Below are 25,109 nucleotides of genomic sequence, written 5' to 3' on the forward strand. Positions count from 1 at the left end.
ACGGGTAATCGATTAACTCGTACTTCTATGTTCTATACCTCGTTCACAAGGGGCTACTCTTCTGAATCGATAAATGAAAAGCCTGCATGTCTGTAGGGCAGACCGCCAAATGTTCATTAGTTAACCCGAGGGATATTCTAATGGACATTTAGAGCGGTATACTCCATATTAGCATGCAGGCTTTTTAAGTGTTCGCTTCTTATCTTGCTATGAACTTAATGATTGTAATGATTTTTATTATTCTAATCCTCTTTCATCGTGTATCCATTATTCATCTTTCATCACGGTGTGATGGAATCGCATTTCACTGCTAACTTCGCGTACAGCGAATTTATTATTTATTTGAATGCCATCGTCGCATGAACTGCCTTTTGCCAGCCAGCATATAGCTCTTCGCGTTTCTCTTCTGGCATCGATGGCGCAAAGGTATCCACCAGATCGCTATGTGCCGAAGCGATCTCATCCAGACTGTTCCAGTAGCCTACAGCCAGACCTGCCAAATAGGCTGCACCCAGTGCAGTCGTTTCATTAACTGCTGGACGCTCGACCGGAACGCCGAGGATATCGCTCTGGAACTGCATCAGGAAGCCGTTTTTCACCGCGCCGCCGTCTACTTTGAGTGCTTCAACCGTTACGCCGCTATCGCTTTCCATTGCCGTCAGTACATCCTTCGTCTGATACGCCAGGGATTCCAGTGTCGCGCGGATAAAGTGCTCCTTGCTTGTACCGCGTGTCAGACCGAAGGCTGCACCGCGCACATCGCTATCCCAGTATGGACTACCCAGACCAACAAAGGCAGGTACGATATATACTCCCTCGGTAGATTCCACGCGAGTCGCATAGTTCTCACTCTCTGCTGCATCACGGAACATACGCAGACCGTCGCGCAGCCATTGAATTGCCGAACCGGCTACGAAAATACTACCTTCCAGCGCATAGCTAATCTTATCACCTACACCGCAGGCGATCGTTGTGATCAGACCATGCTCGGAGCGGATTGGTTCCTCGCCTGTGTTCATCAGCATGAAGCAGCCTGTACCGTATGTGTTTTTAACCGAGCCCTTTTCATAACAAGCCTGACCGAACAGGGCTGCCTGCTGGTCACCTGCTGCACCAGCAATCGGTACATTTTGACCAAAGAAATGATAATCCACTGTATGTGCGTACACTTCGGACGATGGACGAACCTCTGGCAGCAGAGAAGCCGGAATACCCAGAATCTCCAGCAGCTCTTCATCCCATTTCAGATCGAAGATGTTGTACATGAGTGTACGAGAAGCGTTGGAATAGTCGGTCACATGCGCTTTACCACCGGACAGCTTCCAGATCAGCCAGGTATCGATCGTACCGAACATCAGCTCACCGCGTTCTGCACGCTCGCGCACACCGTCTACATTGTCGAGAATCCATTTTACTTTGGTACCGGAGAAGTAAGGGTCAATCAGCAGACCTGTTTTCTCACGGAATTTGGCTTCCAGACCTTGAGCCTTCAGCTCGTCACAGATGCTGGCGCTCTGACGGGACTGCCAGACGAGTACATTGTATACTGGATCGCCTGTTTTACGATCCCAGATTACTGTCGTTTCGCGCTGGTTCGTAATCCCGATACCGGCAATTTGCGATGGCTTGATATGAGATTCGGACAGACAGGAAGCGATAACCGCCAGAATGGAGCTCCAAATCTCGTCTGCATTTTGCTCAACATGACCTGGCTTAGGGAAATATTGCGGAAATTCACGCTGTGCCATATAGACGATCTCGCCTTTTTTGTTAAACAGAATCGCACGGGAGCTTGTTGTACCTTGATCAAGTGCCATAATATATTGTTCCATGAAATAGTTCCTCCTCGAATAGGTTACTGTTCTGCTTGATGATCGATCTGGTTGATCGGTGTATAGAAGGCAATGAGCTACCGGCAAACCGGACGCTTCAATTTGCAATACCGCAATTTGGAGTATAGGGGCTAGAGCAGGGCAGACTGTATCGTCTGCCCATTAAGTATATGTCAGCATCATGTGTAGAGAGGGATCAAGCCGCAGCTTGCTTGGAATTGGTGCGCTGAATTTTGCGACCATTCAGATAAGCGAGCAGCAGGCAGATAATCGTCACACCGATAATGACCCACAGCATCGGTGTAGATTGACCCAGAAATACATTTTTGTAAAAGAGCCCACCGAGCGAGCCACCAAGCAATGGACCGACAACAGGCACCCATGCATATTTCCAGTTGGATGGGCCTTTGCCCGGGATTGGCAACAGGAAGTGCATGAGACGCGGACCGAAGTCACGTGCAGGGTTGATCGCATAACCGGTTGTACCACCGAGCGACAAGCCGATACTCACGACGAGCAGACCGACGATCAATGGATGCAGACCCTGTGTGAACTGATTGGCTCCCATCGACAACAATACCATGACGAAAATAAATGTACCAATAATCTCACTCAGCATATTACCGACCGGATGCTGAATGGCAGGCGAAGTGGAGAATACTCCCAGCTTGGTCGCAGGGTCGGGGGTAGCGCCCCAGTGTGGCAGGTATTGCAGATAGACGAGCAATGCACCCGCCATCGCACCAATAATCTGTGCCAGAATGTACGAAGGTACCTGACTCCATGGGAAATCACCATTAAACGCTAGCGCCAGTGTGACTGCCGGGTTCAGGTGCGCTCCACTAAAGCTACCGACTGCGTATACTGCCATCGCTACGGCGAGGCCCCAGCCTGCACCGATAACCATCCAGCCTGAGCTTTCTGCAAATGTCTTACGTAGCGAGACGCCTGCACAAACACCGCCGCCCAGTGCAATCAAAATCATCGTTCCTACAAGTTCAGCCAAAAACGGTGACATCATATTACCTCCATTCAAGTTGGGAAAATAGATGATTCAACCTTTTTACTGGTGACTAGACAAGATGTAACGAACGTGTACTGCAACAAACCATGAACTGGTTGATACAGCTACAAAGACGCAAAAGAGCCATCGCAAATTCTCCACTGACATTCAGTGGGCTCTGCGTGGCTCTCCGGTTCTCCGTCACATATATTAACTTGAGTTCATCATATCGTAACATGTAAGCGGTGTCAACATGATTTTTTTCATGTATCCGTCATGCAATATCACTTTAAAAACGCTATACTATTTTTTTATGTCCCATCAATGGAGCGCATATGCGTGTAACGACAAGCAGTCGAGCGCTAGTGTCGTTTTTATTTATAATGGGCAAACAGCTGCGGATTCGATGTGGTTACCGCAGTCGCTCCCGCCTTTAGCGCTTGCTCCACTTCCTCTACTGTACGAATGAGCCCACCTGCAAATACAGGCACCCCTGCACGCTGTACAATCTCATGAATCATATGCGGTACAACGCCCGGCAATACCTCGATATAATCTGGCTGCGTCTTTTCAAGCAGGGCATAGCTCTTTTCCAGTGCAATCGTATCCAGCATAAACATACGCTGAATCGCGATCACCCCTTTTTGCTTCGCTTTTAAAATAACATTGCCACGCGTGGAGATAATGCCATACGGCTTGATCTCCTGGCATAAATATTCGGTCGCATACTCATCATTTTTCAATCCATGCACCAGATCGGCATGCAAAAACATCTGCTTGCCCTGCCCCTGTGCTATCCGGTAAATGCTTTTCAGCTGAGCGACATGTGTATCCAGAAATACCCCGTACCGATACGAGCTATCCATCAGCTGATCAAACTGCTTCATCGTCTTGATCGCAGGCAAAATAGCCTGTCCCTCGAACATAAGATGACCTCCTTTCCCTTCATTAAATACATTTTTCTATACTTTATAGATTTTGCTGTACTTGCAAATACATTTGGCTGTACCTGCATGTGTTGGTCATCTATATTCTACTCAATTCGTTTACTGCATTAAGGTACAAAAACATTTCTCCTATCATATGGTGGATGCTGGATCTAGTGGATGCTGGATGGTTATCTTAGCCTCATCGTTCTAACTGCACCACTTACTCTGCTTCTGGCTCCCAATCATACTCCATCCGCTTCGCCGTAAGCTTCGCAACCTCCATCCCATGATAGCGCCCAACCATATGTAGAGACATATGAATCCCAGCAGAGATACCACCTGATGTTACAATCCAGCCCTGATCGACGAACTTCACACCGGACTGCACCTCGACATGCGGATAATCCTCCTCCAGTCGCTTGAGATCCATCCAATGCGTTGTTGCACGCAGTCCATCCAACAGACCTGCTTCAGCGAGCAGGAGTGCGCCTGTACATACAGAAGCAATCTGTACGCCTGCTTCCGCATAGCTGCGAATCCAGTTCAGTACCTCTGGCTTATAAATCTCGATTTCCTCTGCTCCATAGCCACCTGGAATAATGAGCAAATCCAGGCGCGGCAATTGATCAAAGCTATATTGCGGCTGCACCTGCAAGCCGTTACGAGCACGAATCATTCCACCATCTGCGGATACCGTATGCACCTGGAAGCCTTTCATACCCGGTTCTGTTTCGGTAATAGAGAACACTTCAAATGGCCCGGCAAAATCCAGCACCTCTACTTCATTAAATAAAAAAATGCCGACTTGATACGGCTTGCATACAGGTCGTTCCATCGTCTCTTCCCCCTTAAATGGTTACGTATGTTACGTATCTTGTATTTAACGCTACTCTCAGAATGACGAGCAGGTATCGTTTTAATAGCTTCAATAGCTTCAATAGCTGAATATGCGTATGTAGATCATGCTGAATATTTTGATTCTTCCTATAACTATACCGCCTTATGCTGCAAACCGCTTCTGAAATTTTAAATCGTATACGGGCTAGCCTGCTCTTTACCCTTATTGACTTATCTTCATTCTAAGATGGTTACACCCTGCATGCTAGAAAATGAGCAAAGCATGCGCTCTCATCACAAAAAATAAAGTTACAATGGAGCGAAAAATCGCCATTGTAACTTTATCGTGCAAGACTTTATGTATATTTTACCCAATACAACCACAAAAAGAGCAGCTTTTGTGCATTATGGACAAAAAATCGGAGGATAAGCTTCCAATTTTCTGGATTTAGAACCATAGTTATGTCAGGTTTTTTAGTGTAAAATGTTTCTTACTGTTATTTGGCACTGCACAGTAATAGAGTATGAACCATAAGCTTTCTGAGCGGTTCAAGCTCGCCATAACAACAAAAAGATAGACGAAGGGGTACGATCATCATGAATTCAATCGCTAAAGCAAGTAAATTTGTCGGAGATACCTTCTCTGTCTGGGTGATTCTTTTTGCATTATTAGGCTTCCTACTACCTGAATGGTTCACAGGGCTAAAAGGACAAATCTCACTTCTACTTGGTATCGTTATGTTCGGTATGGGGCTAACGCTATCTTCTGCGGATTTCCGTGAAGTGTTTCGCCGTCCACTCGATGTCACACTGGGTGTGATCGGTCACTATATTATTATGCCGCTACTCGCTTATGGACTGGCGGTAGGGCTTCATCTTCCACCTGATATTGCAGTAGGTGTGATTCTCGTCGGCTGCTGCCCAAGCGGTACCGCCTCCAATGTGATGACCTTTCTCGCCAAAGGCGATGTTGCACTTGGCGTCTCTATTGCCTCGGTATCAACCTTAATCGCTCCGCTCGCTACACCCGCCATGATCTCTCTGCTTGCTGGTCAATGGATGAATGTGAGCGCCAGCAGCCTGATTCTCGATATTTTAAAAGTTGTGATCATTCCGATCGTGCTGGGCGTCATCGTGAAGGCATTGTTCCGCAAGCAGGCGGAGGCAGCAGCAGTGACGTTACCGTTCGTCTCTACACTGGCGATCGTACTGATCGTCGCGATCGTCGTCGCGCTTAACAAAACGCATATTGTGGAATCCGGTTTGCTGATTTTTGCAGTTGTGATTTTGCATAATGCTCTGGGCTATGCGCTCGGCTATGGATTTGCCCGTCTCGTCGGTATGAGTCCAGCGAAGCGCAAAGCGATTGTATTTGAGACGGGCATGCAAAACTCTGGTCTTGGCGCTAGTCTTGCTGCTGCTCACTTTAATCCGCTTGCCGCTGTACCAAGCGCAATCTTTAGCGTATGGCATAATATTTCCGGTTCTCTGCTTGCCACCTGGTTTGCACGGCGTGAGCAAAAGCGTCAAGCCCAGCAACAGAACCCTCCAGCCGTCTAAGCGCATAGCAAGCAAAGCTCTGATGCCACATGTACCTATGTGGTGTCAGAGCTTTGTTGTTTTGCGCCTATAGCTGATCTTAATCCGCCATCTGGGCTTGCTGACTCGCGTCCTGCTTTTTGCGTTTACTGGCATCATGCAGCAGATCGGACAGTGTATATTTTCTCAAATATTCAATCGCCTGTCCTTCAGCATCCTGCATTACGCTGCTCAGTGCATCGCTCAATGGTGCACAGCTTGTTTTGAACGTCTCGCGCCCTTGTTCTTCTGTACGAATGGCCTGATAAATGTCTGCCAGTGTTAGTGTATCTGCTGGTATACGCAGCGAATAGCCTCCATCTCTTCCTTCACGCGTATCGACAATGCCGTGACTAGCCAGCGTCGCCAGAATACGACGTAAAAATGTCGCATGTGACTGAACCTGTGCAGCGATGATTGAGCTTGATACGGTGCCTCCATTGTGTGCAAGGCCTGCCAGGGCGTGCACAGCGGTGTTGAATCGTGCAGGACCAATTGATCTGGCTCTAGATGCAGTCATAACCTTCCCCCTTCTCTTTCCTCATCTCAGATTTTAGCTCAGCGATTAAGTTAAAGCAACACTAATTTGTACTTTCTATAATTCGGCAAATAATAGGTTCACGCACAATTATATGCTTATATACTTCATTCCAGTCCCTTTTAAACGATTCCAGTATAGCACCGTTTTGCACTTTTCAATTCAGGATCGTATGTCGGGAAATGAATCCTACTTATACGCTAAAGTAAGATTTGAAGCTCATCGATCTTCACGCTTCTACGTATGATTTGACGTATACGCGTTCAAGCTATATTCGTAGCCAAAAAGGCTGTCCCGATCACGAAGCGTGTGCTTCAACGGAACAGCCTTTTGGTTGGCTGCGATATCCAGTATCCATGTCATTATGACTCGACATAGCTGGAGTGACAGCGGTGATCTAAGTATGAATTACTTGGTGAACGTTTCTGTCAGTACAGGAACAACCTGAGACTTACGGGAAACGACACCTTTCAGCAGTGCAGTGTTGTTGTTCAGAGATACATTGTATGCTGACTCTACAACATCCTGACGTTTACCCAGTGCCAAACCGACAGAGTCATTGTTCAGGATATCTGTAACAACGAGCAGGAACAGATCCAGACCCTTTTGCTCGATAACGCCTTGAATCGTTTGCTCCAGTTCAGCTTGCAGGGACAGTACATCGTTGATCTCAACAGTGTTAACCTGTGCGATTTCAACCTTTGCATCGCCCATCTGGAATTCTTTTGCATCCAGAGAGATCAGCTGTGCTGGTGTTTTGCCGCTCAGATCAGCGCCTGCTTTCAACATATCCAGACCGTATTTCTCTGCATCTACACCAGCGATTTCAGCCAGCTCGCGTGCAGCTGCTACGTCTTGATCGGTGCAGGTTGGGGACTTGAACAGCAGGGAATCCGAGATGATCGCAGACAGCATCAGTCCAGCGATTTCCTTGGTGATCGTTACACCGTTCTCTTTGTACAGCTTGTTCAGGATCGTCGCTGTGCAGCCTACTGGCTCTGCCCGATAATACAGTGGAGCGCTTGTTTCGAAGTTAGCGATTCGGTGGTGGTCAATAACTTCTGTAACTGTAACTTGATCGATATCGTCAGCACTTTGCTGGCGCTCGTTGTGATCGACGAGGATAACTTCCTTCACTTCGCTCACTTTGTCGACCAGACGCGGTGCAGCTACTTTGAAATAATCCAGTGCATATTGTGTTTCACCGTTCACTTCGCCGAGACGAACAGCCTCAGCATCCACGCCCAGCTCTTTTTTCAGGGCTGCATAAGCGATTGCGGATGTGATTGTGTCTGTATCGGGATTTTTATGGCCAAAAACCAGTACCTGTGGCATAATGACACTCCTTTAATGATATAGGTTTGCGGGAAAAGTATATCTTACTTTGCCCGTTTTCTTCAATAGTATACCTTGATTCCAAATTAAAATGAAGTTTATTCTTACTATTTTTATAGGAATTAACAAATTTAACCCGATCCATTTATAGTCACAGCAGCATAGGAGCAGTATCACTCCGAGCGGACTAGCGTATTATTGATCCTGTAGCAAGTCGGAGACGGCTCAAACGGACAAAGGCTTCTACTATGTTGCCCGATTGAGGTGGGTAGAGTAGCTGTGTATACAGGTTCATGTCTGGCTGTATCCACGGTAGTAACTGAATGCCCTCTGTGCTGCCCTGCTGAATGCCCATTCCCTGCACTACATATTGCGGCAGAAAGCCAATCCCCCAGTGCTTATCAACCGCCTGCCGAATCGATTCCATGCCTGCCATCTCCCAGCGAATATCTGCCTTAACTGCCGCCTCCTGCATCGTACGCAGCAAATACGCCCGGTACGTACAGCCCTCCTCTGTCAAAATAAGCGGATGCCCTTGCAAATCCATAGCCGCGATACCTGCCTGTCCGCTTAATTCATGCCCTTCTGGCAGCAATACCATCATGTCCACGGCAAACAGAATCGCTGTGTTCATTCCATCCTCTTGCACCGGAACATCCAGTATGAGTGCGACATCAATCTTACCCTGCTGTAGCTGAAGAAGTAACTCCGACTCCGAAGCAAGAACAATCCGTACCTTGCAATCAGGCTGCTGGGCACGAAATTGCTCCAGTAGCTCGGGCAGCACATAGAGGGATAGCGATTCGATCGTTCCGATGGTCAGTATATCCTCCTGCTGGCGTGGTGCCTGCAATGCTTGATGTGCCGCCTGCTGTAGCTCTAGCATTTGCCGGGCATAGGGAAGGAGCTGCTCTCCGGCTGCTGTAGGCACCACCTGATTCCCACTGCGAACGAGCAGACGCTGTCCCCCATATAGCTGCTCCAGGCGCTGAATATGATTGGTGATGCTGGACTGCGCATAGTCCAGCTCCAGCGCTGTGCGTGTATACGTTCCCCATTTGACCAGCTCGCAAAATGTGCGCAAATAGAGCAGTTCCATTTCTTTTCCCCCTGCTATCCGTCATCGATTGGTGTACCTGTGATGTACTATTATGCACTCGATACGGATCGGAGCGCAATGGTCTGTTGGAATAGCGTCGTGCGCATGAAGCTGGCGATGATCTTACACAGTACAACCTTATACATGACGGCTATAGATAGGATGATCAGATCCATAAATAGGATCGATCACGATGTACATGTACACTATCGATTGCATTATCGATCAGATCGATAGCAATCATCAGACTTATCACCGTAGCTGCATCGATTCGATCACGTACAATAAATCATATATCCATTATCAATTGATTAGAGGAGATGTGATGAATATGACTCAAGCTACACCTCGTTATTCTGCTGTACTCCATACCCCCGCAGCCCCACCGGAGCAGGCGGCATCGTATTTTGCAATGCGCGCTGCTTATGAAACGGATGTGGCGGATGTGATATCGGATATGCACAAGGGTGCCATCGCTTTTCAATTGCTCGATGTTCGTGATGCCGTTGCTTACGAGCAGTGTCATATTCCAGGGGCGATCCATCTAGCAGGCAGACAGATTAATGCACAGACGACAGCGGATTGGGATCGCGAGCAGACGATTGTGACGTATTGCTGGGGACCTGCATGCAATGGCGCTACCAAGGCAGCGGCTACACTCGCCAGTCTTGGCTTTCGCGTGAAGGAGCTGCTTGGCGGTATGGAATACTGGCGGCTGGAGGGCGGCTCGTTGGAAGGTAGTTTAAAAGAACAGGCACCACTGCACTGGCGTATGCCGGATCAGGTTCGTTAATGGGATTTAGTGGGAGGCTGCTCTGCTCGTCACTAGATGAAACAGAATTTCAGTAAGCCGTTCGCAATTGCTGCGCATAGGAGCATAAAAAGGGGCTACAATTCTAACTACTATTTAACGTTTCTGAATAGATTGTAGAGTGAAAGAACAGAATGTCTAGCCAAAGATATAACAATTACAGCCAGGCAATGAACACAGCAAAAGAAAGTTATCCTTCGTAGTAAGCAACAGTTATATTTCATAAGCAACAAGCTGCTATGTCCCCACATAGCAGCTTGTTATCGTTCGCTATCTATTTTTCCTCAACCTTCAAATTCATGCTGCAATATCGAGTACAGCAGCGAATCATGATACGCCCCCTTGTACAACCAGTGCTCTCGCAGTCTTCCCTCCAGCTTCATTCCGATGCGCTGCATCACCTTCTCCGATGCCGTATTTTCCGGTCGACATTTGGCAAAGATGCGATGCACACCCAGCTCATGAAAGCCTAGCTGTAATAAAGCATTACAGGCTTCCGTTACATAGCCCCTGCCCTGATAAGCAGGATGCAGCACATAGCCTAGCTCGGCATTCGTGGATTCTATAATATGCAGACCTGCTCCACCGATGAGCATATCGTCTTCTTTTCGGCAAATCGCCCATTCATAGCCTGTTCGTGGATTCGCTTGCTGCATCTGGATGACGTCCTGCACATAGCCTCGTGTGTCTGCCTCTGTATTTGGTCCCCATGCTGTATGTATTGTCACTTCAGGTAGGGTAGTGTACTGGTGTATGTATGTCCAATCTTGTTCTACAATCTCGCGAATAATAAGTCTATCTGTACTGAATTGCATGCTGAATCACTCCTTTGATCGCATTGGGTACTTAGTTATCTACAGAGATAGTTACTTATATACACAGAAGTTTACGCTATTTTATACTAGCTTATCGCATCTGGGGTAAAATTTATAATCATATAACCTGTAGTGCCCATTTGAGTTAAGCTTACATTGTACAGGCTTGTATCTATTGCATCTGAAATGCTTTGTCATAGTAATGAAAAATAGGAGGCTACCTATGGACGATCTATCTAAGGAAGTAGACGAGCTACAAAAACAGTTTAGCAGCTCACTCAAGCAATACAGCGAAATGGAGCAAAAGCATTTACTAGAGCAGTTTATACATAATTTAAAAGGTCATAAGGAAAACCAACCTTATGTGAATGAGGACGATTTGAGAAGCGATTGGGATCGGATTAAAGAATATTTTAGTATTCCATTTGTGCGATATTCCTATCTGTTGGCTATTTTAATTCCGGTTGTTGTGGTTATAGGATTTATTTATATCGCTTTGTGGGTAGAATAGAGTACTGGACAAGAATGAAGAAGACAGTGGATTTTTCCTGTTTTTTAAAATGTTAGCGTTTCACAAATGGTTCTTTCGCCTTATAATGAATTATCAGGATTTTTTACCTGTTAATTACAATTATCTGCGATTCGAGTATTGGATGCCAATTTAATAAGGGGGCGCTTCTATGCTGGAAACACTGGAACCACAATTTTGGAGTATGACGTATCAGGAACGTATCTCTCCACAGGAAGCCTTTGATCTGTACGATGAGCTGGATGCAGTCGAACTCGATGATATGATGGGCGTATGGCGCGGCTTCGAGCTGCATACCGGGCATCCGATGGAGGGTGCATTAGAGAATTTACACTGGTACGGCAAAGCTTTTCATTCCGTGAACCAGGTTGATCCCCTGCTCTTTTACAAGCGTAACGGTAATATTTTCGCTGCCGATCCGGGTCGCATTTTTGATAAAATGAAGATTATCCCGAGCGATGGCGGAGAAGGTCGTCTGCGGATGGTCGAGCATCGTGGTCGCATTACAGCTACACTGCTGTATGATCACTTGCCAATTATGGATCATTTTCGCCGTGTGAGCCCTGATGTGCTGATGGGCTATATGGATATGAAAGGCAATACGGAGCCGTATTTCTTTTATTTGAAAAAGCTGGATTGAGTTGAAGGCAAACGGGATTAGGCGCAGTTATAAAATGGTATGGTGTAGATATGGTATGGTACGAATATGGATTGAATTCACTCCTATCGATACGGGTCAGATCTGAACTAGAATACACGTATACCAATCACATGTATGAATCGAATAATATCACAACTGAAATAGACATAAACAAGCGTAGCTGCGAGTGCATGAGTAGCTGCGCTTTTTGGCATACCTATAAGATTGCCCTCCTCTTATGCTCTCTACGAACAGCACTTGATCCACCAACGAAAAGCAATTCAGCCACCAGTTTATAAAAAGTTTAAACTTCGTTTAAGCTCTGGATAGAATCAGCACCCTTTTATTTATGGGAACTTTATCTTCGTGATCTACACTACCTCTATAGATATTACATAGACCAGAATCAGGAGGAAAACGAATGAAGAAGTACCCCGCTTATCTCATGCTGCTTGCTGGTATAGTAGCAGCTAATAGCCTATCCGGCGTGCCTGTCGCGCTCGCGGCTCCCGCCAATGTCTCTGCTACACAGAATAACACCACAGCGAATCGCACGCTTGCATCCTTACCAACCATCTCACTCCAATCCGGTGTTAGCGTCCGACTGACGGATATACAGCTTTCCGCACGGAATACGAGTGGTGTATTAACCTACACACTCACCTACACCAATAAAACCTCCAATCCCTATAAATTAGTCAATTCCTTCTCACGCGCCTATACCTCGCAAAATGGCTTTGTTAAAGGTGTTCCTGTTCCCGAAGATAAGGATCGTATCACAATCGCCGCAGGTAGCAGTCAGGCGATCACGTATTATGTACGCGTACAGAATCAGAATGCCGTCGCTGCTAGTAAGATTGCCATGTACGGCTGGGATTTTAATAGCTCTTCCTATGAAAAGAAGCTCGGTACGTTTACGATTCCTGCCAGCTATTCGGCTGCTATTCCGTCCGGACAGAGCAAAAAGGTTACCGTTAGTGGTACACCGCTCAAGCTACAGACCCAGCAGCTACAGATTGTGAATTTTAATGGCAAGCGCTATGCGCGTCTAACGGTCAATCTGACGCATCTGGGAAGCGGAGTCCTAAGCTCACTGCCCTACACGGCGTATTTGCAATCCGCAGGCGGGGCTAGCTATGAGCTTGCACTGGATCAGACAAGTCGCAAGCTGGATATTCAGCCTGGCGAGACCAGCAGTGTGAATTACGTAGCTGCTATTCCTGATTCACTCCAAGCAAGCAAGCTGGTGATGCAGATTACACAAACGAATAATGCAGCAGATGGCAAAAGTGACGCCACCGCCAATACGACCAGTCTGGAGCTGCCTGTCGCTTCCTTTAAGCTGCCTGCTACCAGTGCTTCCAGTCTGACCGTCCCGATTGCCAAGTCACGCAAGCTCACGATTGACGGAACGACGATCGACACTCAGCTGCGCGCTGCCAGCATGTCGACCAGTGGCGATAAGGCGGCATGGACACTGCAATTCCGTTTAAAAAATACAGGCAATAAAACGATCATCTTACCTGCCTATGAGACATCGATTCGTTCATCCGAGGGCTATACATTCCCAATTACAACCAAAGCCTTTTCCAGCCTGACATTGAAGCCGCTGGAAGAAAAGCTCGTCCAATTGTCTGCCGAGGTTCCGCTACAGCTCAAGCAGCAACAGCTTCAGCTGCAATTGATTGAGCCAGCTGCAACAGCAGCACAGGATAGTAATACGAGTGGTGCACAAGCAACGGAAACGGCACGTACCGGTACGTCGATTATTTTACCGACCGCCTTTTATATGATTCCGTACCAGCAGGAGCAGCGTCAGTCGATCCAGACCGAGTATACGTTCGATAACAATTATGGCAGCTTCGGCGCTACGGTTGAATCGGTACAGCGTCTACCATGGACAACCGATGATATCGTCGTTACCAAGCTTCGTCTGCGTAATGCGGGTGCTTCCTCTGTTGATCTGCCTGCACTTGGCGGCTGGATGAAAACACAAAATAACCGGATCAGTCGCTCGATCCAGCTTATTCCGGAAAATAATGACAGTTCACTTGGTGCTGGCGAGAGCCGTGTCTACTATGCAGTCGCTCATTTTGATACAGGGATCGATATGGATCAGCTCAAGCTGGAGCTGGCTCCAGCTGCGGATTCATCATCGGATAACGCAGGCAAGACCACATCGTCCACACTGGATAGCAGTAACCCGTTCCTGTCGCTTACGCTTGGACAACCTGATTCTGCTGTTGCTCGGATTGCTCGCGGGGCATCATTCCATATCCAGACGAATGGTAAAAAGGCTGAAATCAAGGAACGCCGTACAATCACCTATGGCGAAAATAGCCAGAAGATCGTATACACCGAGCTGGATATGAAAAATGAAGAAAAACGCAGCTCCGCATCATCTCGTCTCGTCGCCTACTACAAAACAAAGGATAACGAATACTATGAAGCCACTGTTGTACAGCCTGAGCAAACAATCGGCCCGGACGGCAAGAGTCTGATCAATGTATCTGCCAAGCTCCCTGCTTCGGTGAGCACCGCTGATCTGACACTCGTGATCGGTGAAGGGATTACCGATGGCAAAATGGCTGCAACAGGCACCGCACCGACTGGCTATATTAATGCGACTGAGCTTACCCTTCGTCCGCAACCAGCACCAGTTGCTACAAGCGCAAGCAGTGAAATGGATCTGTTCCCGTATCGCTTCGCCATTAACGGTGCAACTGGAACACTCAATCAAGGCGAGGATACGATAGCGATTAATATGACGTATAGCCTGAGCAAGGACAATACGTACACGATGGGCACGTATGGACATACACTGGTACTGCAATGGGTCGATCAGAATGGTCGCATTCAGGAGAAGAGCTTCACACCGGGAACGGATCTCACCATTGGTAAGTCGATTCCATACTCGCTTTCCCTGACAAGCAATACGTACAAAACCAGCACCGGCGGTAACTTTACCATTAATGTATACGACGAATTCCAGGGCGAACGCATATTGCTCGGTACACAGAGCTACTCTATCGACTACGCTGCCATCATTATTCCACCTACCAGCTCGTCACAGGGGAATGGCAATACACCATCTAGCGGTGGAACAGGCAATGGTTCTGGTTCTGGTTCTGGTTCTGGTTCTGGTTCTGACAAAGGAAATGACAACAATCCCAGTAACGGCAGTCAAGCTGGTAAATAATGGAGGCTCTCATGTATAACAAAAAGAAAATCTGGATCACTGTAGCCGTGGTCGCTGCGCTTGCTGCTGCCTCTGCTACGGTCTACCTTTTATGGCCCAAGCAGGTACAGGAAACGGTCATTGATGCTACACCCTCCATCGCCGTGCAAAAGGGCGAAATTACCGTCCTGATCAAAGGCTCGGGCGCTGTCAAAGCAACCAATCAGACCGTTGTTTACACCGAGCAGGAGGGCACCATTCGCGAGGTCAAGGGCAAACTGAACAAGCGCGTCAAAAAAGGACAGGTGCTCATCACCTACAAGCCCAAGGATAACACCAAGGACGTAACGCAGCAGCAAAATACACTCAAGCAGCAACAAACCGACCTGCATGATAAGCAGGAGCAATACAAGCAGCAAATGATGGACAATGCCGCCCAGACCGATCTGGACAGCACCCGTCAGGCGATTGAAAAGGCAAAGGATGACATCGCCACCACCCAGACTGAGATTGCGCGTCTACTCAAGGAGCAGGCGCCCCCGGCTTCCCTTGTCGCTCCCTCGGACGGCACGATTACAAAGGTAAGTGTCTTCTCTGGCAGTGCAACTAGCGCAGGTGCCGAAGCATTTACGATTGTGAACTACCGCGATTTGAGCGCGACGATTCAAGTCGATGAAATGGACATTTTAAAGGTACGTCAGGGCATGAAGGCAACACTTGCGCTAGATGCTCTACCCGACCAAACCTTTTCCGGTCATGTGTCCACCATCGCCAATGAAGGCTCTGCCAAAAATGGCGTTTCCACCTTCGGTGTAACGATCCATCTGGATGATCCCGGCGAGATCAAGGCAGGCATGTCGGCACAAGCAAGCATTCTCGTACAGCATAAGCAAAATATACTGGTATTGCCGATTGAATCGGTCATCCAGCAGGGCAATCGGTATGTCGTGAACAAGCTCAATAGCACCGCAGGAGCTGCACCAGCCTCCAGCCCTTCGACAGAGGAGCTGCCCGTTACAGTCGGCATTCACGATCAGAGCCAGGTCGAGATTATCAAAGGGCTAAAAGAAGGCGAGCTGGTCAGCCTACCCTCCTCTGATATGAGCGGACTGAGTACATCGACGGATTCAGCTCATCAGGGAATGGGCGGCTTTACAGGGGATAGCTCCACTACGACCGATTCCAGCTCATCAGCTGCAACGGATAGCTCCTCAACTACTAGCAGTAGCACAAATAGCGATACGAGCAATAGCAGCACGGGAGGTAGCGATAGCTCCAGTAGCGGAGGTGCCAGCTAAGATGGAACCTTTGATACAGATTGAACATATGTCGCACGGCTATATGATGGGCGGACAACGGATGCCCATTTTACAGGATATTTCGCTCACTGTGCATAAAGGAGAATTTGTCGCGATTATCGGTCCTTCCGGCTCCGGTAAGTCCACGCTCATGAATATGATCGGTTGTCTCGATCTGTCCAATAGCGGCGATTATCGGCTAGATGGTCATAATGTGCGCAAGCTATCCGATAATCGACTTGCCCGCATCCGTAACGAGAAGATCGGCTTCATTTTCCAGAGCTTCAATCTACTGCCCAAGCTATCCGCTGTAGAAAATGTCGAGCTGCCGCTCATCTATCGCGGTCTATCGCATCGGGAACGCAAAGCACGAGCGATTCAAGCACTCCAGCAGGTTGGGCTGGAGGAGCGCATGCATCATCGTCCCAATCAGCTATCTGGTGGTCAGCAGCAGCGCGTAGCGATCGCACGTGCGCTAGCTGGCGATCCGCCGCTTCTGCTTGCCGATGAGCCTACCGGTGCACTCGATACGAATACCGGGCGTGAAGTGATGCACATGATCAAAGGGCTGCATGCACAGGGACATACGATCATTTTGATTACACATGATTTAGATATCGCCGATCAGGCGAAGCGAGTCGTGCGCATTCAAAATGGACTGCTGACCGAAGACCGGAGGAATGAAGCATGATCTTTTTTCAAAGTATACGCATGGCGCTACTGAGCATCATCGGCAATAAAATACGTTCATTTCTAACGATGCTGGGCATTATTATCGGCGTCTCCTCCGTTATTCTGATCGTATCGCTCGGGCTGAGCTTCAACAATCAGGTAACCGATCAATTCGGTGATCTGGGTACCGATCTGCTGTCTGTGAACATCTTCGGCTATGGAGCGGTCACCTCCATGACACCGGAAGAAGTGAATGATCTTGGTCATATCCCCGGTGTCGGCGGTGTATCGCCGACCATTACCGGCAGTGTCACGGCCAAAAATCGCAATCGCAATACAGATACAAATGTAGAGGGTGTATTACCGGCTTATGAATACGTCAAAGACTTTCACGTACAGCGCGGACGCTTCCTACTCAATATCGACAATCAATATCGGCAAAAGGTCGCCCTGATCGGCTCCGAGACAGCAACGAAGCTGTTCGGCATGCAAGATCCGGTTGGACGCGATATTCGACTGAATGGCGATACCTTTACCATCGTCGGACTGCTCAAGGCAAAGGGCGATAGCCTGATGGGCTCCAATGATAATAAAATTCTCATTCCGCTAGCTACCGCAGAGCGTTTTTTGCAAACAAAAGGGATTCAATCCTTCGAGGTCAAGGCGCGCAATCCGCAAAATATTCCAGCGATCAAGGAACAGCTACAGCAGGTGCTGACTGCCAAAATTGGCGATCCATCCGGCTTTGATATTTTCGATGCGCAGGCGATGATCCAATCAGCGGAGAAGACGACAGCCCTCCTCTCTGCTTCCCTCGCAGGTATTGCAGGTATTTCCCTGATCGTCGGCGGGATCGGAATTATGAATATTATGATCGTATCGGTCAATGAGCGTACACGCGAGATCGGTATTCGTAAAGCAATTGGAGCGAAAAAGGGCAATATCCTGCTGCAATTTATGATCGAGTCGATCTTTCTCAGTACGCTGGGCGGTAGCTTTGGCATCGGTACAGGGCTGGGACTGGTATGGATTGCCGGGCATTTCACTCCATTTCAGATTCAGTATGCGTGGAGTATGGTAGCAATCTCGTTTGCCTTCTCATTTATTATTGGGGTACTATTCGGAATTATTCCGGCGAACAAGGCAGCACGTCTGCGTCCGATTCATGCACTTCGCACGGATTGAGTCGATTAATGCGCAGTGGTACACCTACCGGAGCACAGCATTATCCTATTCTGCATTCTGTTCTATGCTACAATGAAGCCGTAAACGCACATTTAATGTCCAAAGGAGTCAAGGTATGACTATTAAGCACCGATTGATTATTTCTAACATCTTAATGATTGTCGTACCTGTTCTGATCTCTGCAATCATTATTGCCGCAGGTCAGTATATGTCGCTTCAGTATTGGAAGGCAAAGTATCCGAGCGATCCTTATGGCTACGATGTACCAGACACGCTCACCTCCGTAGCGATTACACTCAGCCAGGATACGAGCAACGCACAGTCGCAGAAGCGCCAGAAGCTAGAAAGCTATTTGCAAACGAATCATATGCGACTGACGGTGCATAACTATACTTCGCATAAACTGCTCCTGGATATGGGCGATACGAATATTGACTCTGCAAATGCGATGATTCAGGCGATCTGGGCATTAAATGGCAAGGGTAGCGTCGTTTTAGAAAATTCCAGCTTGACCAGTAACACCGTTACGGTAGGCGGTACAACCTATGTCATCTCCACGTTTAACGAATACACACCACTTAGCGATACCGATTATAACAATGAATATGACTCGCTCATTACGCTGTTTACGATTTTGTTCATTGTCGGCGTGCTGGTAACGATTTTCTTTACGAATCGATTTTTAACGCATTTTGTATTCAAGCATATTAATCAGCCGTTGCGGATGCTGATCGAGGGTGTACAGCAGATTCGCGATGGTAATCTGGATACACGCATCCGTTATAACGGGAAAGACGAGTTCGCTGGCGTCTGCCACGACTTCAACGATATGGCGGAAAAGCTCAAGCAATCGATGCAGCTGATCCAGCGCCAGGAAAACAACCGCAAAGAGCTGCTTGCCAGCATCTCGCATGACCTGCGCTCTCCGCTCACCTCAATTCGCGCTTATTCTGAAGGATTAATGGATGGTGTAGCAAACACACCAGAAGCGCGTCATAATTATATTAAAATGATCAAAACCAAAGCCGAGGATATCGACCGGATGGTAGCGAAAATCTTCCTCTTTTCCAAAATGGACATGGGCGATTATCCATACGATCCTGAGCTGCTGGATGTGAATCGTGAGCTGGGCTCGCTCGTCCGTGCCACAGCGGAGGAATATCGTGATCGTGGACTGGATGTGCAGCTAGACCTTGCTTCGGAGCCTGCTCGTATCTTCGCCGATCCGCTACAGCTCGATAGCATCTTCACCAATATTATGGAAAACAGTCTCAAGTATCGTGAAAAAGAACGCGGTGTATTACAAATCCAGACGATTGTACAGCGAGAACAGATGATTATCTATTTGACCGACGATGGCCCGGGTGTACCGGAACAGTCGCTGGCGCATCTGTTTGATGTGTTTTACCGTAGCGACCCATCCCGTAACAATCCGAACAAGGGCAGCGGCTTGGGGCTCGCGATTACAGCCAAAGCCGTCGAACGCATGGGTGGCAGCATTAAGGCGCTACTCGCACCATCAGGTGGACTACGGATCATTATCCGTTTACCGTTAATCGTGCAGGAGGAACAAGCATGAAGAACATTCTAATTATCGAGGATGACGAAGCGATCGCTGCCATTGAGCGCGATTATCTGGAGATTAATAACTTTGCCGTGCAGATTGCCGATAACGGTATTACTGGCGCGGAGCTGGCACTGTCAGGACGCTTCGACCTGATTCTGCTCGACCTGATGCTACCCGGCGAAGACGGCTTCTCCGTCTGCCGTAGGCTGCGCGAAAAGCTCGATATCCCGATCCTGATGGTCACTGCCAAGCAGGAGGATATCGATAAAATTCGCGGCTTGGGTCTTGGCGCGGACGATTACATCGTAAAGCCATTTTCGCCCAATGAGCTGGTTGCACGGGTCAAGTCGAATCTGGCGCAATATGCGCGCTTAAAAGGCAATCTGGAGCAAAGCGCACGCGGTGGCAATATCGAGATTGGCCCCTTTTTGATCAACATCGATGCACACCGCGCTTATCTGAACGGACAGGAGCTGGAGCTGAAAAAGAAGGAATTCGAGCTACTACATTTTCTGGTCATCAATTCGAATATTGTGTTTAGCAAGGATGCGCTGTATGAGCGGATCTGGGGTCTGGATTCGATTGGAGATAGCGCGACGGTGGCGGTGCATATTAATCGGCTAAGGGATAAGATCGAGGCTGATCCGGGGAATCCGAGGTATATTCAGACGGTGTGGGGGGCGGGGTATCGGTTTCAGTTGTGAGGGAGTTGTTTTTTACTAAAGTAAAATTATAAACTCCCAAATATTCAACTATATTTTACAAAAAAAGAACGAGAGACGTATTTTAAATGCGATTCCCGTTCCTTTTTTGTATACTAGAAAAAATAAATGATAATGCACTCGAATCACACTCAATATGATTTTATTTTAACTTTAATCATGAGTTCAGAATTTATGAGCGATTCCTTTTTGATATTTCACTTTTAACTCCTTTATTTTATCCATATGTATACCTCCATTATAAACCGACTATGATATAGTTAGATATTTTAGTACTCCTACATAATATAAAATATTGCTTCCTTATCATAGTCTCCAAAAATTTATTCGCTTTATTTTAAAAACCCCCATTTCATCCTTTAGGATAAAATGGGGGTTTTTATTTATGAATAAAAGAAATTTATTTACTCAACCTCTACTACTCTACCGTCACACTCTTCGCCAAATTACGCGGCTTATCCACATCATGCTCCAGTGCAAGCGAAGCATAATAAGCAAGCAATTGCAGCGTAACAACTGACAGTGCTGGGCTCAGCAGTGGCAATGTTTTTGGAATCGTCATCACGTAGTCAACCGATTTCAGCAGGTCTTCGCGATGCTCGTCATACGAGACAACCATCACTTCGCCGCCGCGCGCTTTCACTTCCTTGATGTTGCTGACGGTTTTCTCCAGTACGTCTTCCTGTGTCGCCAGTGCGATAACTGGAATACCGTCCTCGATCAGAGCCAGTGTACCGTGCTTCAGCTCGCCCGCAGCATACGCCTCGGAGTGGATGTAGGAGATCTCTTTCAGCTTCAGTGAGCCTTCCTGTACAACCGCATAGTCCACGCCGCGTCCGATGAAGAACAGGTGCTTGTGCTGTGCGATATGCTCAGCGTATTGTTTGATCTCTGGTGCCATAGCCAGTACAGTCTCAACTTGCTCTGGCAGAGCTTCCATCGCTGCCAGTGTAGTAGCGATTTCTTCTGTTGTTTGAGTACCACGTACTTCAGCCAGATACAGACCGAACAGATAGAATGCAATCAGCTGTGAAGTGTATGCTTTGGTCGAAGCAACTGCAATCTCAGGGCCTGCCAGTGTTGCAATCACATCGTTCGCATCACGAGCGATCGAGCTGCCTACAACGTTTGTTACAGCGATAACGTGAGCGCCATTGGCCTGTGCTTCACGCAGTGCTGCCAGCGTATCCGCTGTTTCACCCGATTGACTTACCACGATAACCAGCGTGTTTTTGTCAACGATTGGGGAACGATAACGGTACTCGGAAGCAACATCGGTTTCAACTGGAATTTTCGCCAGCTTCTCAATGATGTTACGTCCTACCAGACCTGCATGGTACGCCGTACCACAAGCGATGATCTGCACGTTACGGATGTTGCGGATTTGCTCAGGTGTCAGCTTCAGATCACTGAAATGAACGCCTTTGCCATCGTCATTGATGCGTCCGAGCATCGTATCACGGTAAGCTTTTGGCTGCTCGTGAATTTCTTTCAGCATGAAGTGGTCATAACCGCCTTTTTCAGCTGTTACAGCATCCCAATCGATGCGAGTAACTTCGCGAGCAATGAAGTTGCCTTCGATTGTCATCAGCTCAACAGCATCACGAGTCAGAACAGCCATTTCACCATCGTTCAGGATGTATACGTTACGAGTATATTTCAGAATAGCTGGAATATCGGAACCGATGAAGTTCTCGCCTTCACCTACACCGATAACGAGTGGGCTTGCTTGACGAACAGCAACCAGCTTATCTGGCTCATGCTCAGTCAGTACGCCCAGTGCAAACGCACCGCGCATGTAAGTTACAGCCTTTTGTACGGCTTTCACGATGTCACCTTCATATTCGCGTGCAACGAGGTGAGCGATTACCTCAGTATCGGTTTCCGATACAAAATTAATACCAGAGCGAATCAACTCATCCTTCAGCTCCAGATAGTTCTCGATAATACCGTTGTGCACAACGGAGAACTTATGCTGTGCATCTGTATGCGGGTGAGAGTTCGCGTCCGATGGTTTACCGTGAGTAGCCCAGCGTGTATGTCCGATTCCTGCTGTACCTACGAGTGGATGCTGCTCCAGCTTCGATTCCAGGTTAGCCATACGTCCTTGAGCCTTCACAACTTGCAGACCTTCTCCAGTAAATACCGAGATGCCTGCGGAGTCGTAACCACGATACTCCAGCTTACGCAGACCATCAACCAAAATTTCTTGTGTATCCTGATTTCCAATATATCCAACAATACCGCACATGTTTATATTCCTCCGCTTCAATAGTTCGTTCTAGGGATGAATATACATGAGCATAGGAAAATAGGAGCTCTAACAGTATTCAATTGTGAATGTACATGTCTTCGCTCGCTCTTGTTCCTGCTGCTATGCACATTCATGATTATGATCATTTGTGTTGCACCTGGCCGAATCTTTGTCACCAGGATCGCTCCTGGCATTTGGATTCCGCTTTACGGTATGGTGCATTACCGGAAGGTCCCCGCCGAATGTTTCGAACACCTTCACCTCGTCAGCTCGATGCATTTCCGTCCGTCTCTCGAGCTCTGGCGCTTGGTTTAACTAGGATGTACCTCGATCCTCACTTTCTTTTCTGAAGTTAAGCTGCGATCGTAATATAGCGAATGTTACAGTTATATTACAAACAGCAACTCGTTCATTATATGCATCTTTTGCGATTATGGCAATGATAAAAATGTGACAACCGTATGATTGCTCTCTATATCGTGCTAGACAGCTACCAGAAGCCAGACCATGTACCATTAACCCGCAGCCAGAAATGTTAAACCGATGCGCGCACGAGGCAGACGAAAGCCGTTCTATTCAGCTATGGAGTGAAGCACAGGGTATATCCTAATTCGCAAATGATCTGTCAGCGTAGTATGCGATGATTAGCACGATGAATGATATGAGAAAAAGTGTATTACTCCTGTTATCGACACCCGAATCCCATATTATTACATTATTACCTCAAAATTATTAATTACAATCATGGAAAATAGGATCGGATAACCTATAACAGTAGCGTCTCCAGCTCTATACAATGATCCGAATCGATAGCGTTAGATAGCAAACCCATATCCAGGAGAGCTGCATCGATCAAAAAAGAGCATCCCACTTACGCGGATGCTCTTTGCCTATGCAAGTATTACACGAGTTCTTTTTTCACTACGTCAACGATTTCCGCTACGAATTGCTCCAGCTCGTCTTTATCTGGGCCTTCCGCCATGACGCGGATCAGCGATTCGGTACCGGACGGACGAACAAGAACACGTCCATTGCTGCCCAGCTTATCTTCTACGCTTTTTACAGCCTCAGCAATTGCTGGGTTGCCTTCGTAACGAGCTTTGCTCTCTACTCGAACGTTAACAAGCACCTGTGGGTATTTGTCCATCATCGATTTAAGCTCACTCAGCTTTTGACCGGATGCAACCAGTGTATCTACCAGCTGTACCGCTGTCAGAATGCCATCACCCGTCGTGATGTAATCGAGGAAAATAACGTGACCGGACTGCTCGCCACCAAGTGTATAACCTCCACGCTTCATTTCTTCCATTACATAGCGATCACCTACAGCTGTCTGTGCAGTACGCAGCTCCAGCTTCTCCGTTGCTTTGTAAAAGCCAATATTACTCATAACCGTCGATACGATTGTGCTATCCTTCAGCTTGCCTGCGCGATTCATCGCATCGCCGCAAATGCACAGAATGTAGTCACCATCGACCTCTTCACCTTTATCATCAATCGCAATCAGACGATCCGCATCTCCGTCAAACGCCAGACCGATATCGGCTCCGTGGCGTAGCACTTCTTGCTTGAGCATTTCTGGATGTGTCGAGCCGCAATGATCGTTAATATTCAGACCGTTTGGCTCAGCGCCAATCGTAATAATTTCAGCGCCCAGCTCTTTAAACAATGCAGGAGCCAGCTCATAAGCCGAGCCATTTGCACAGTCGAGTACAATTTTCAGACCTTCAAAGGAATGAGTAATCGTTGATTTCAGATGCTCTAGGTATTTGAACTTGGACGTATCATCATTCACGATCGTCCCCAGCTCTGCACCTACTGGACGTGGCAGTGTATCCTGCTCCGCATCCATAAGCGCTTCAATCTCCAGCTCTGTTTCATCGGACAGCTTGAAGCCATCTCCGCCGAAGAACTTGATCCCATTATCCTGTACCGGATTGTGTGAAGCAGAGATCATGACACCTGCATCTGCTCCCAGCAGGCGGGTAATATAAGCAACTGCTGGCGTACTCACAACGCCCAAACGAATAATATGAGCTCCGATCGAGAGCATGCCCGCGACCAGTGCAGATTCCAGCATCAGACCGGAGATACGTGTATCCATACCAATGACCACGGTTGGTTTTTCGGCACCGTGAGTCAGTACGTAACCTCCACAACGTCCGATTTGATAAGCCATTTCTGCTGTAAGCTCTTTGTTGGCGACGCCGCGTACGCCGTCTGTTCCAAAATATTTACCCATGAATTATGCTCCCTTATGATTATATTCAGTTGGATTCTCTCATCC

20 protein-coding genes are annotated in these 25,109 nt (G+C 47.7%); 10 read left to right on the forward strand and 10 right to left on the reverse strand.

The window, feature by feature from the left end; translation table 11 throughout:
- Nucleotides 1-338: 338 nt before the first annotated feature.
- The 4 genes from glpK to IEX62_RS19500 form a co-directional block, all read right to left on the reverse strand.
- The gene (gene glpK, locus IEX62_RS19485) at nucleotides 339-1,832 is read right to left on the reverse strand and encodes a glycerol kinase GlpK (protein ID WP_188777399.1); all 1,494 of its coding nucleotides are present in this window, start codon (nucleotides 1,830-1,832) and stop codon (nucleotides 339-341) included.
- 196 nt (nucleotides 1,833-2,028) lie between these two features.
- Complete coding sequence (locus IEX62_RS19490; protein WP_188777458.1) at nucleotides 2,029-2,850, reverse strand: MIP/aquaporin family protein; 822 nt, start codon at nucleotides 2,848-2,850, stop codon at nucleotides 2,029-2,031.
- Between the two features lie 359 nt (nucleotides 2,851-3,209).
- Entirely contained in the window at nucleotides 3,210-3,761 is a 552-nt protein-coding gene (locus IEX62_RS19495) for a glycerol-3-phosphate responsive antiterminator (protein WP_188777400.1), read from the reverse strand.
- Between the two features lie 223 nt (nucleotides 3,762-3,984).
- The gene (locus IEX62_RS19500; RefSeq protein WP_188777401.1) at nucleotides 3,985-4,599 is read right to left on the reverse strand and encodes a DJ-1/PfpI family protein; all 615 of its coding nucleotides are present in this window, start codon (nucleotides 4,597-4,599) and stop codon (nucleotides 3,985-3,987) included.
- A 599-nt stretch (nucleotides 4,600-5,198) separates the two neighbouring features.
- On the opposite strand from IEX62_RS19500, the gene IEX62_RS19505 reads away from it, so the two are divergent.
- Nucleotides 5,199-6,161 (forward strand): bile acid:sodium symporter family protein, encoded by a 963-nt coding sequence (locus IEX62_RS19505; RefSeq protein ID WP_188777402.1) that lies wholly within the window; start codon nucleotides 5,199-5,201, stop codon nucleotides 6,159-6,161.
- 79 nt (nucleotides 6,162-6,240) lie between these two features.
- On the opposite strand, the gene IEX62_RS19510 is transcribed toward IEX62_RS19505, so the two are convergent.
- From IEX62_RS19510 to IEX62_RS19520, 3 genes are all read right to left on the reverse strand, one after another.
- Complete coding sequence (locus IEX62_RS19510; protein WP_188777403.1) at nucleotides 6,241-6,699, reverse strand: RrF2 family transcriptional regulator; 459 nt, start codon at nucleotides 6,697-6,699, stop codon at nucleotides 6,241-6,243.
- Nucleotides 6,700-7,125: 426 nt separating this feature from the next.
- The gene (locus IEX62_RS19515) at nucleotides 7,126-8,052 is read right to left on the reverse strand and encodes a manganese-dependent inorganic pyrophosphatase (RefSeq protein WP_188777405.1); all 927 of its coding nucleotides are present in this window, start codon (nucleotides 8,050-8,052) and stop codon (nucleotides 7,126-7,128) included.
- 187 nt (nucleotides 8,053-8,239) lie between these two features.
- Nucleotides 8,240-9,151, reverse strand: a complete 912-nt coding sequence (locus IEX62_RS19520) for a LysR family transcriptional regulator (RefSeq protein WP_188777407.1) — start codon at nucleotides 9,149-9,151, stop codon at nucleotides 8,240-8,242.
- A 193-nt stretch (nucleotides 9,152-9,344) separates the two neighbouring features.
- Here IEX62_RS19520 and IEX62_RS19525 point away from each other — a divergent pair, with 193 nt between their 5' ends.
- On the forward strand, nucleotides 9,345-9,944 hold the full coding sequence (locus IEX62_RS19525; RefSeq protein ID WP_308422661.1) for a rhodanese-like domain-containing protein: 600 nt from the start codon (nucleotides 9,345-9,347) through the stop codon (nucleotides 9,942-9,944).
- Between the two features lie 302 nt (nucleotides 9,945-10,246).
- On the opposite strand, the gene IEX62_RS19530 is transcribed toward IEX62_RS19525, so the two are convergent.
- Nucleotides 10,247-10,777: a GNAT family N-acetyltransferase gene (locus IEX62_RS19530; RefSeq protein WP_188777409.1), complete on the reverse strand. Its 531-nt coding sequence runs from the start codon at nucleotides 10,775-10,777 to the stop codon at nucleotides 10,247-10,249.
- Between the two features lie 223 nt (nucleotides 10,778-11,000).
- Here IEX62_RS19530 and IEX62_RS19535 point away from each other — a divergent pair, with 223 nt between their 5' ends.
- From IEX62_RS19535 to IEX62_RS19570, 8 genes are all read left to right on the forward strand, one after another.
- The gene (locus tag IEX62_RS19535; protein ID WP_188777411.1) at nucleotides 11,001-11,288 is read left to right on the forward strand and encodes a hypothetical protein; all 288 of its coding nucleotides are present in this window, start codon (nucleotides 11,001-11,003) and stop codon (nucleotides 11,286-11,288) included.
- A 169-nt stretch (nucleotides 11,289-11,457) separates the two neighbouring features.
- Complete coding sequence (locus IEX62_RS19540; protein WP_229685960.1) at nucleotides 11,458-11,946, forward strand: DUF4334 domain-containing protein; 489 nt, start codon at nucleotides 11,458-11,460, stop codon at nucleotides 11,944-11,946.
- A 421-nt stretch (nucleotides 11,947-12,367) separates the two neighbouring features.
- On the forward strand, nucleotides 12,368-15,145 hold the full coding sequence (locus IEX62_RS19545) for a hypothetical protein (RefSeq protein WP_188777413.1): 2,778 nt from the start codon (nucleotides 12,368-12,370) through the stop codon (nucleotides 15,143-15,145).
- An 11-nt stretch (nucleotides 15,146-15,156) separates the two neighbouring features.
- A complete protein-coding gene (locus IEX62_RS19550) occupies nucleotides 15,157-16,422 on the forward strand; it encodes an efflux RND transporter periplasmic adaptor subunit (RefSeq protein WP_188777415.1) in 1,266 nt (421 codons plus the stop codon).
- 1 nt (nucleotide 16,423) lies between these two features.
- Nucleotides 16,424-17,113 (forward strand): ABC transporter ATP-binding protein, encoded by a 690-nt coding sequence (locus tag IEX62_RS19555; protein ID WP_308422662.1) that lies wholly within the window; start codon nucleotides 16,424-16,426, stop codon nucleotides 17,111-17,113.
- Nucleotides 17,110-18,279 (forward strand): ABC transporter permease, encoded by a 1,170-nt coding sequence (locus IEX62_RS19560; protein WP_188777418.1) that lies wholly within the window; start codon nucleotides 17,110-17,112, stop codon nucleotides 18,277-18,279. The genes IEX62_RS19555 and IEX62_RS19560 overlap by 4 nt, the downstream gene beginning before the upstream one ends.
- Before the next feature lie 115 nt (nucleotides 18,280-18,394).
- Nucleotides 18,395-19,858 (forward strand): sensor histidine kinase, encoded by a 1,464-nt coding sequence (locus IEX62_RS19565; protein WP_188777420.1) that lies wholly within the window; start codon nucleotides 18,395-18,397, stop codon nucleotides 19,856-19,858.
- Nucleotides 19,855-20,550 (forward strand): response regulator transcription factor, encoded by a 696-nt coding sequence (locus IEX62_RS19570; protein WP_188777423.1) that lies wholly within the window; start codon nucleotides 19,855-19,857, stop codon nucleotides 20,548-20,550. The genes IEX62_RS19565 and IEX62_RS19570 overlap by 4 nt, the downstream gene beginning before the upstream one ends.
- A 436-nt stretch (nucleotides 20,551-20,986) precedes the next feature.
- On the opposite strand, the gene glmS is transcribed toward IEX62_RS19570, so the two are convergent.
- Together glmS and glmM are read right to left on the reverse strand one after the other, a co-directional pair.
- The gene (glmS, locus tag IEX62_RS19575; RefSeq protein WP_188777425.1) at nucleotides 20,987-22,819 is read right to left on the reverse strand and encodes a glutamine--fructose-6-phosphate transaminase (isomerizing); all 1,833 of its coding nucleotides are present in this window, start codon (nucleotides 22,817-22,819) and stop codon (nucleotides 20,987-20,989) included.
- A gap of 904 nt (nucleotides 22,820-23,723) precedes the next feature.
- Complete coding sequence (gene glmM, locus IEX62_RS19580; protein WP_188777427.1) at nucleotides 23,724-25,064, reverse strand: phosphoglucosamine mutase; 1,341 nt, start codon at nucleotides 25,062-25,064, stop codon at nucleotides 23,724-23,726.
- Nucleotides 25,065-25,109: the final 45 nt, after the last annotated feature.

Origin of the sequence: Paenibacillus hunanensis (assembly GCF_014645615.1) — a bacterium.
Lineage (GTDB): Bacteria > Bacillota > Bacilli > Paenibacillales > Paenibacillaceae > Saccharibacillus > Saccharibacillus hunanensis.

Excerpts from the sequence above, each read along its gene's own strand:
- IEX62_RS19500 (WP_188777401.1), bottom strand. The coding sequence starts at position 4,599 with ATGGAACGACCTGTATGCAAGCCGTATCAAGTCGGCATTTTTTTATTT.
- IEX62_RS19515 (WP_188777405.1), bottom strand. The coding sequence starts at position 8,052 with ATGCCACAGGTACTGGTTTTTGGCCATAAAAATCCCGATACAGACACA.
- glpK (WP_188777399.1), bottom strand. The coding sequence starts at position 1,832 with ATGGAACAATATATTATGGCACTTGATCAAGGTACAACAAGCTCCCGT.
- glmS (WP_188777425.1), bottom strand. The coding sequence starts at position 22,819 with ATGTGCGGTATTGTTGGATATATTGGAAATCAGGATACACAAGAAATT.
- IEX62_RS19505 (WP_188777402.1), top strand. The coding sequence starts at position 5,199 with ATGAATTCAATCGCTAAAGCAAGTAAATTTGTCGGAGATACCTTCTCT.
- IEX62_RS19570 (WP_188777423.1), top strand. The coding sequence starts at position 19,855 with ATGAAGAACATTCTAATTATCGAGGATGACGAAGCGATCGCTGCCATT.
- IEX62_RS19560 (WP_188777418.1), top strand. The coding sequence starts at position 17,110 with ATGATCTTTTTTCAAAGTATACGCATGGCGCTACTGAGCATCATCGGC.
- IEX62_RS19490 (WP_188777458.1), bottom strand. The coding sequence starts at position 2,850 with ATGTCACCGTTTTTGGCTGAACTTGTAGGAACGATGATTTTGATTGCA.
- glmM (WP_188777427.1), bottom strand. The coding sequence starts at position 25,064 with ATGGGTAAATATTTTGGAACAGACGGCGTACGCGGCGTCGCCAACAAA.
- IEX62_RS19510 (WP_188777403.1), bottom strand. The coding sequence starts at position 6,699 with ATGACTGCATCTAGAGCCAGATCAATTGGTCCTGCACGATTCAACACC.
- IEX62_RS19545 (WP_188777413.1), top strand. The coding sequence starts at position 12,368 with ATGAAGAAGTACCCCGCTTATCTCATGCTGCTTGCTGGTATAGTAGCA.
- IEX62_RS19520 (WP_188777407.1), bottom strand. The coding sequence starts at position 9,151 with ATGGAACTGCTCTATTTGCGCACATTTTGCGAGCTGGTCAAATGGGGA.
- IEX62_RS19495 (WP_188777400.1), bottom strand. The coding sequence starts at position 3,761 with ATGTTCGAGGGACAGGCTATTTTGCCTGCGATCAAGACGATGAAGCAG.
- IEX62_RS19540 (WP_229685960.1), top strand. The coding sequence starts at position 11,458 with ATGCTGGAAACACTGGAACCACAATTTTGGAGTATGACGTATCAGGAA.
- IEX62_RS19535 (WP_188777411.1), top strand. The coding sequence starts at position 11,001 with ATGGACGATCTATCTAAGGAAGTAGACGAGCTACAAAAACAGTTTAGC.
- IEX62_RS19525 (WP_308422661.1), top strand. The coding sequence starts at position 9,345 with ATGTACATGTACACTATCGATTGCATTATCGATCAGATCGATAGCAAT.
- IEX62_RS19555 (WP_308422662.1), top strand. The coding sequence starts at position 16,424 with ATGGAACCTTTGATACAGATTGAACATATGTCGCACGGCTATATGATG.
- IEX62_RS19530 (WP_188777409.1), bottom strand. The coding sequence starts at position 10,777 with ATGCAATTCAGTACAGATAGACTTATTATTCGCGAGATTGTAGAACAA.
- IEX62_RS19565 (WP_188777420.1), top strand. The coding sequence starts at position 18,395 with ATGACTATTAAGCACCGATTGATTATTTCTAACATCTTAATGATTGTC.
- IEX62_RS19550 (WP_188777415.1), top strand. The coding sequence starts at position 15,157 with ATGTATAACAAAAAGAAAATCTGGATCACTGTAGCCGTGGTCGCTGCG.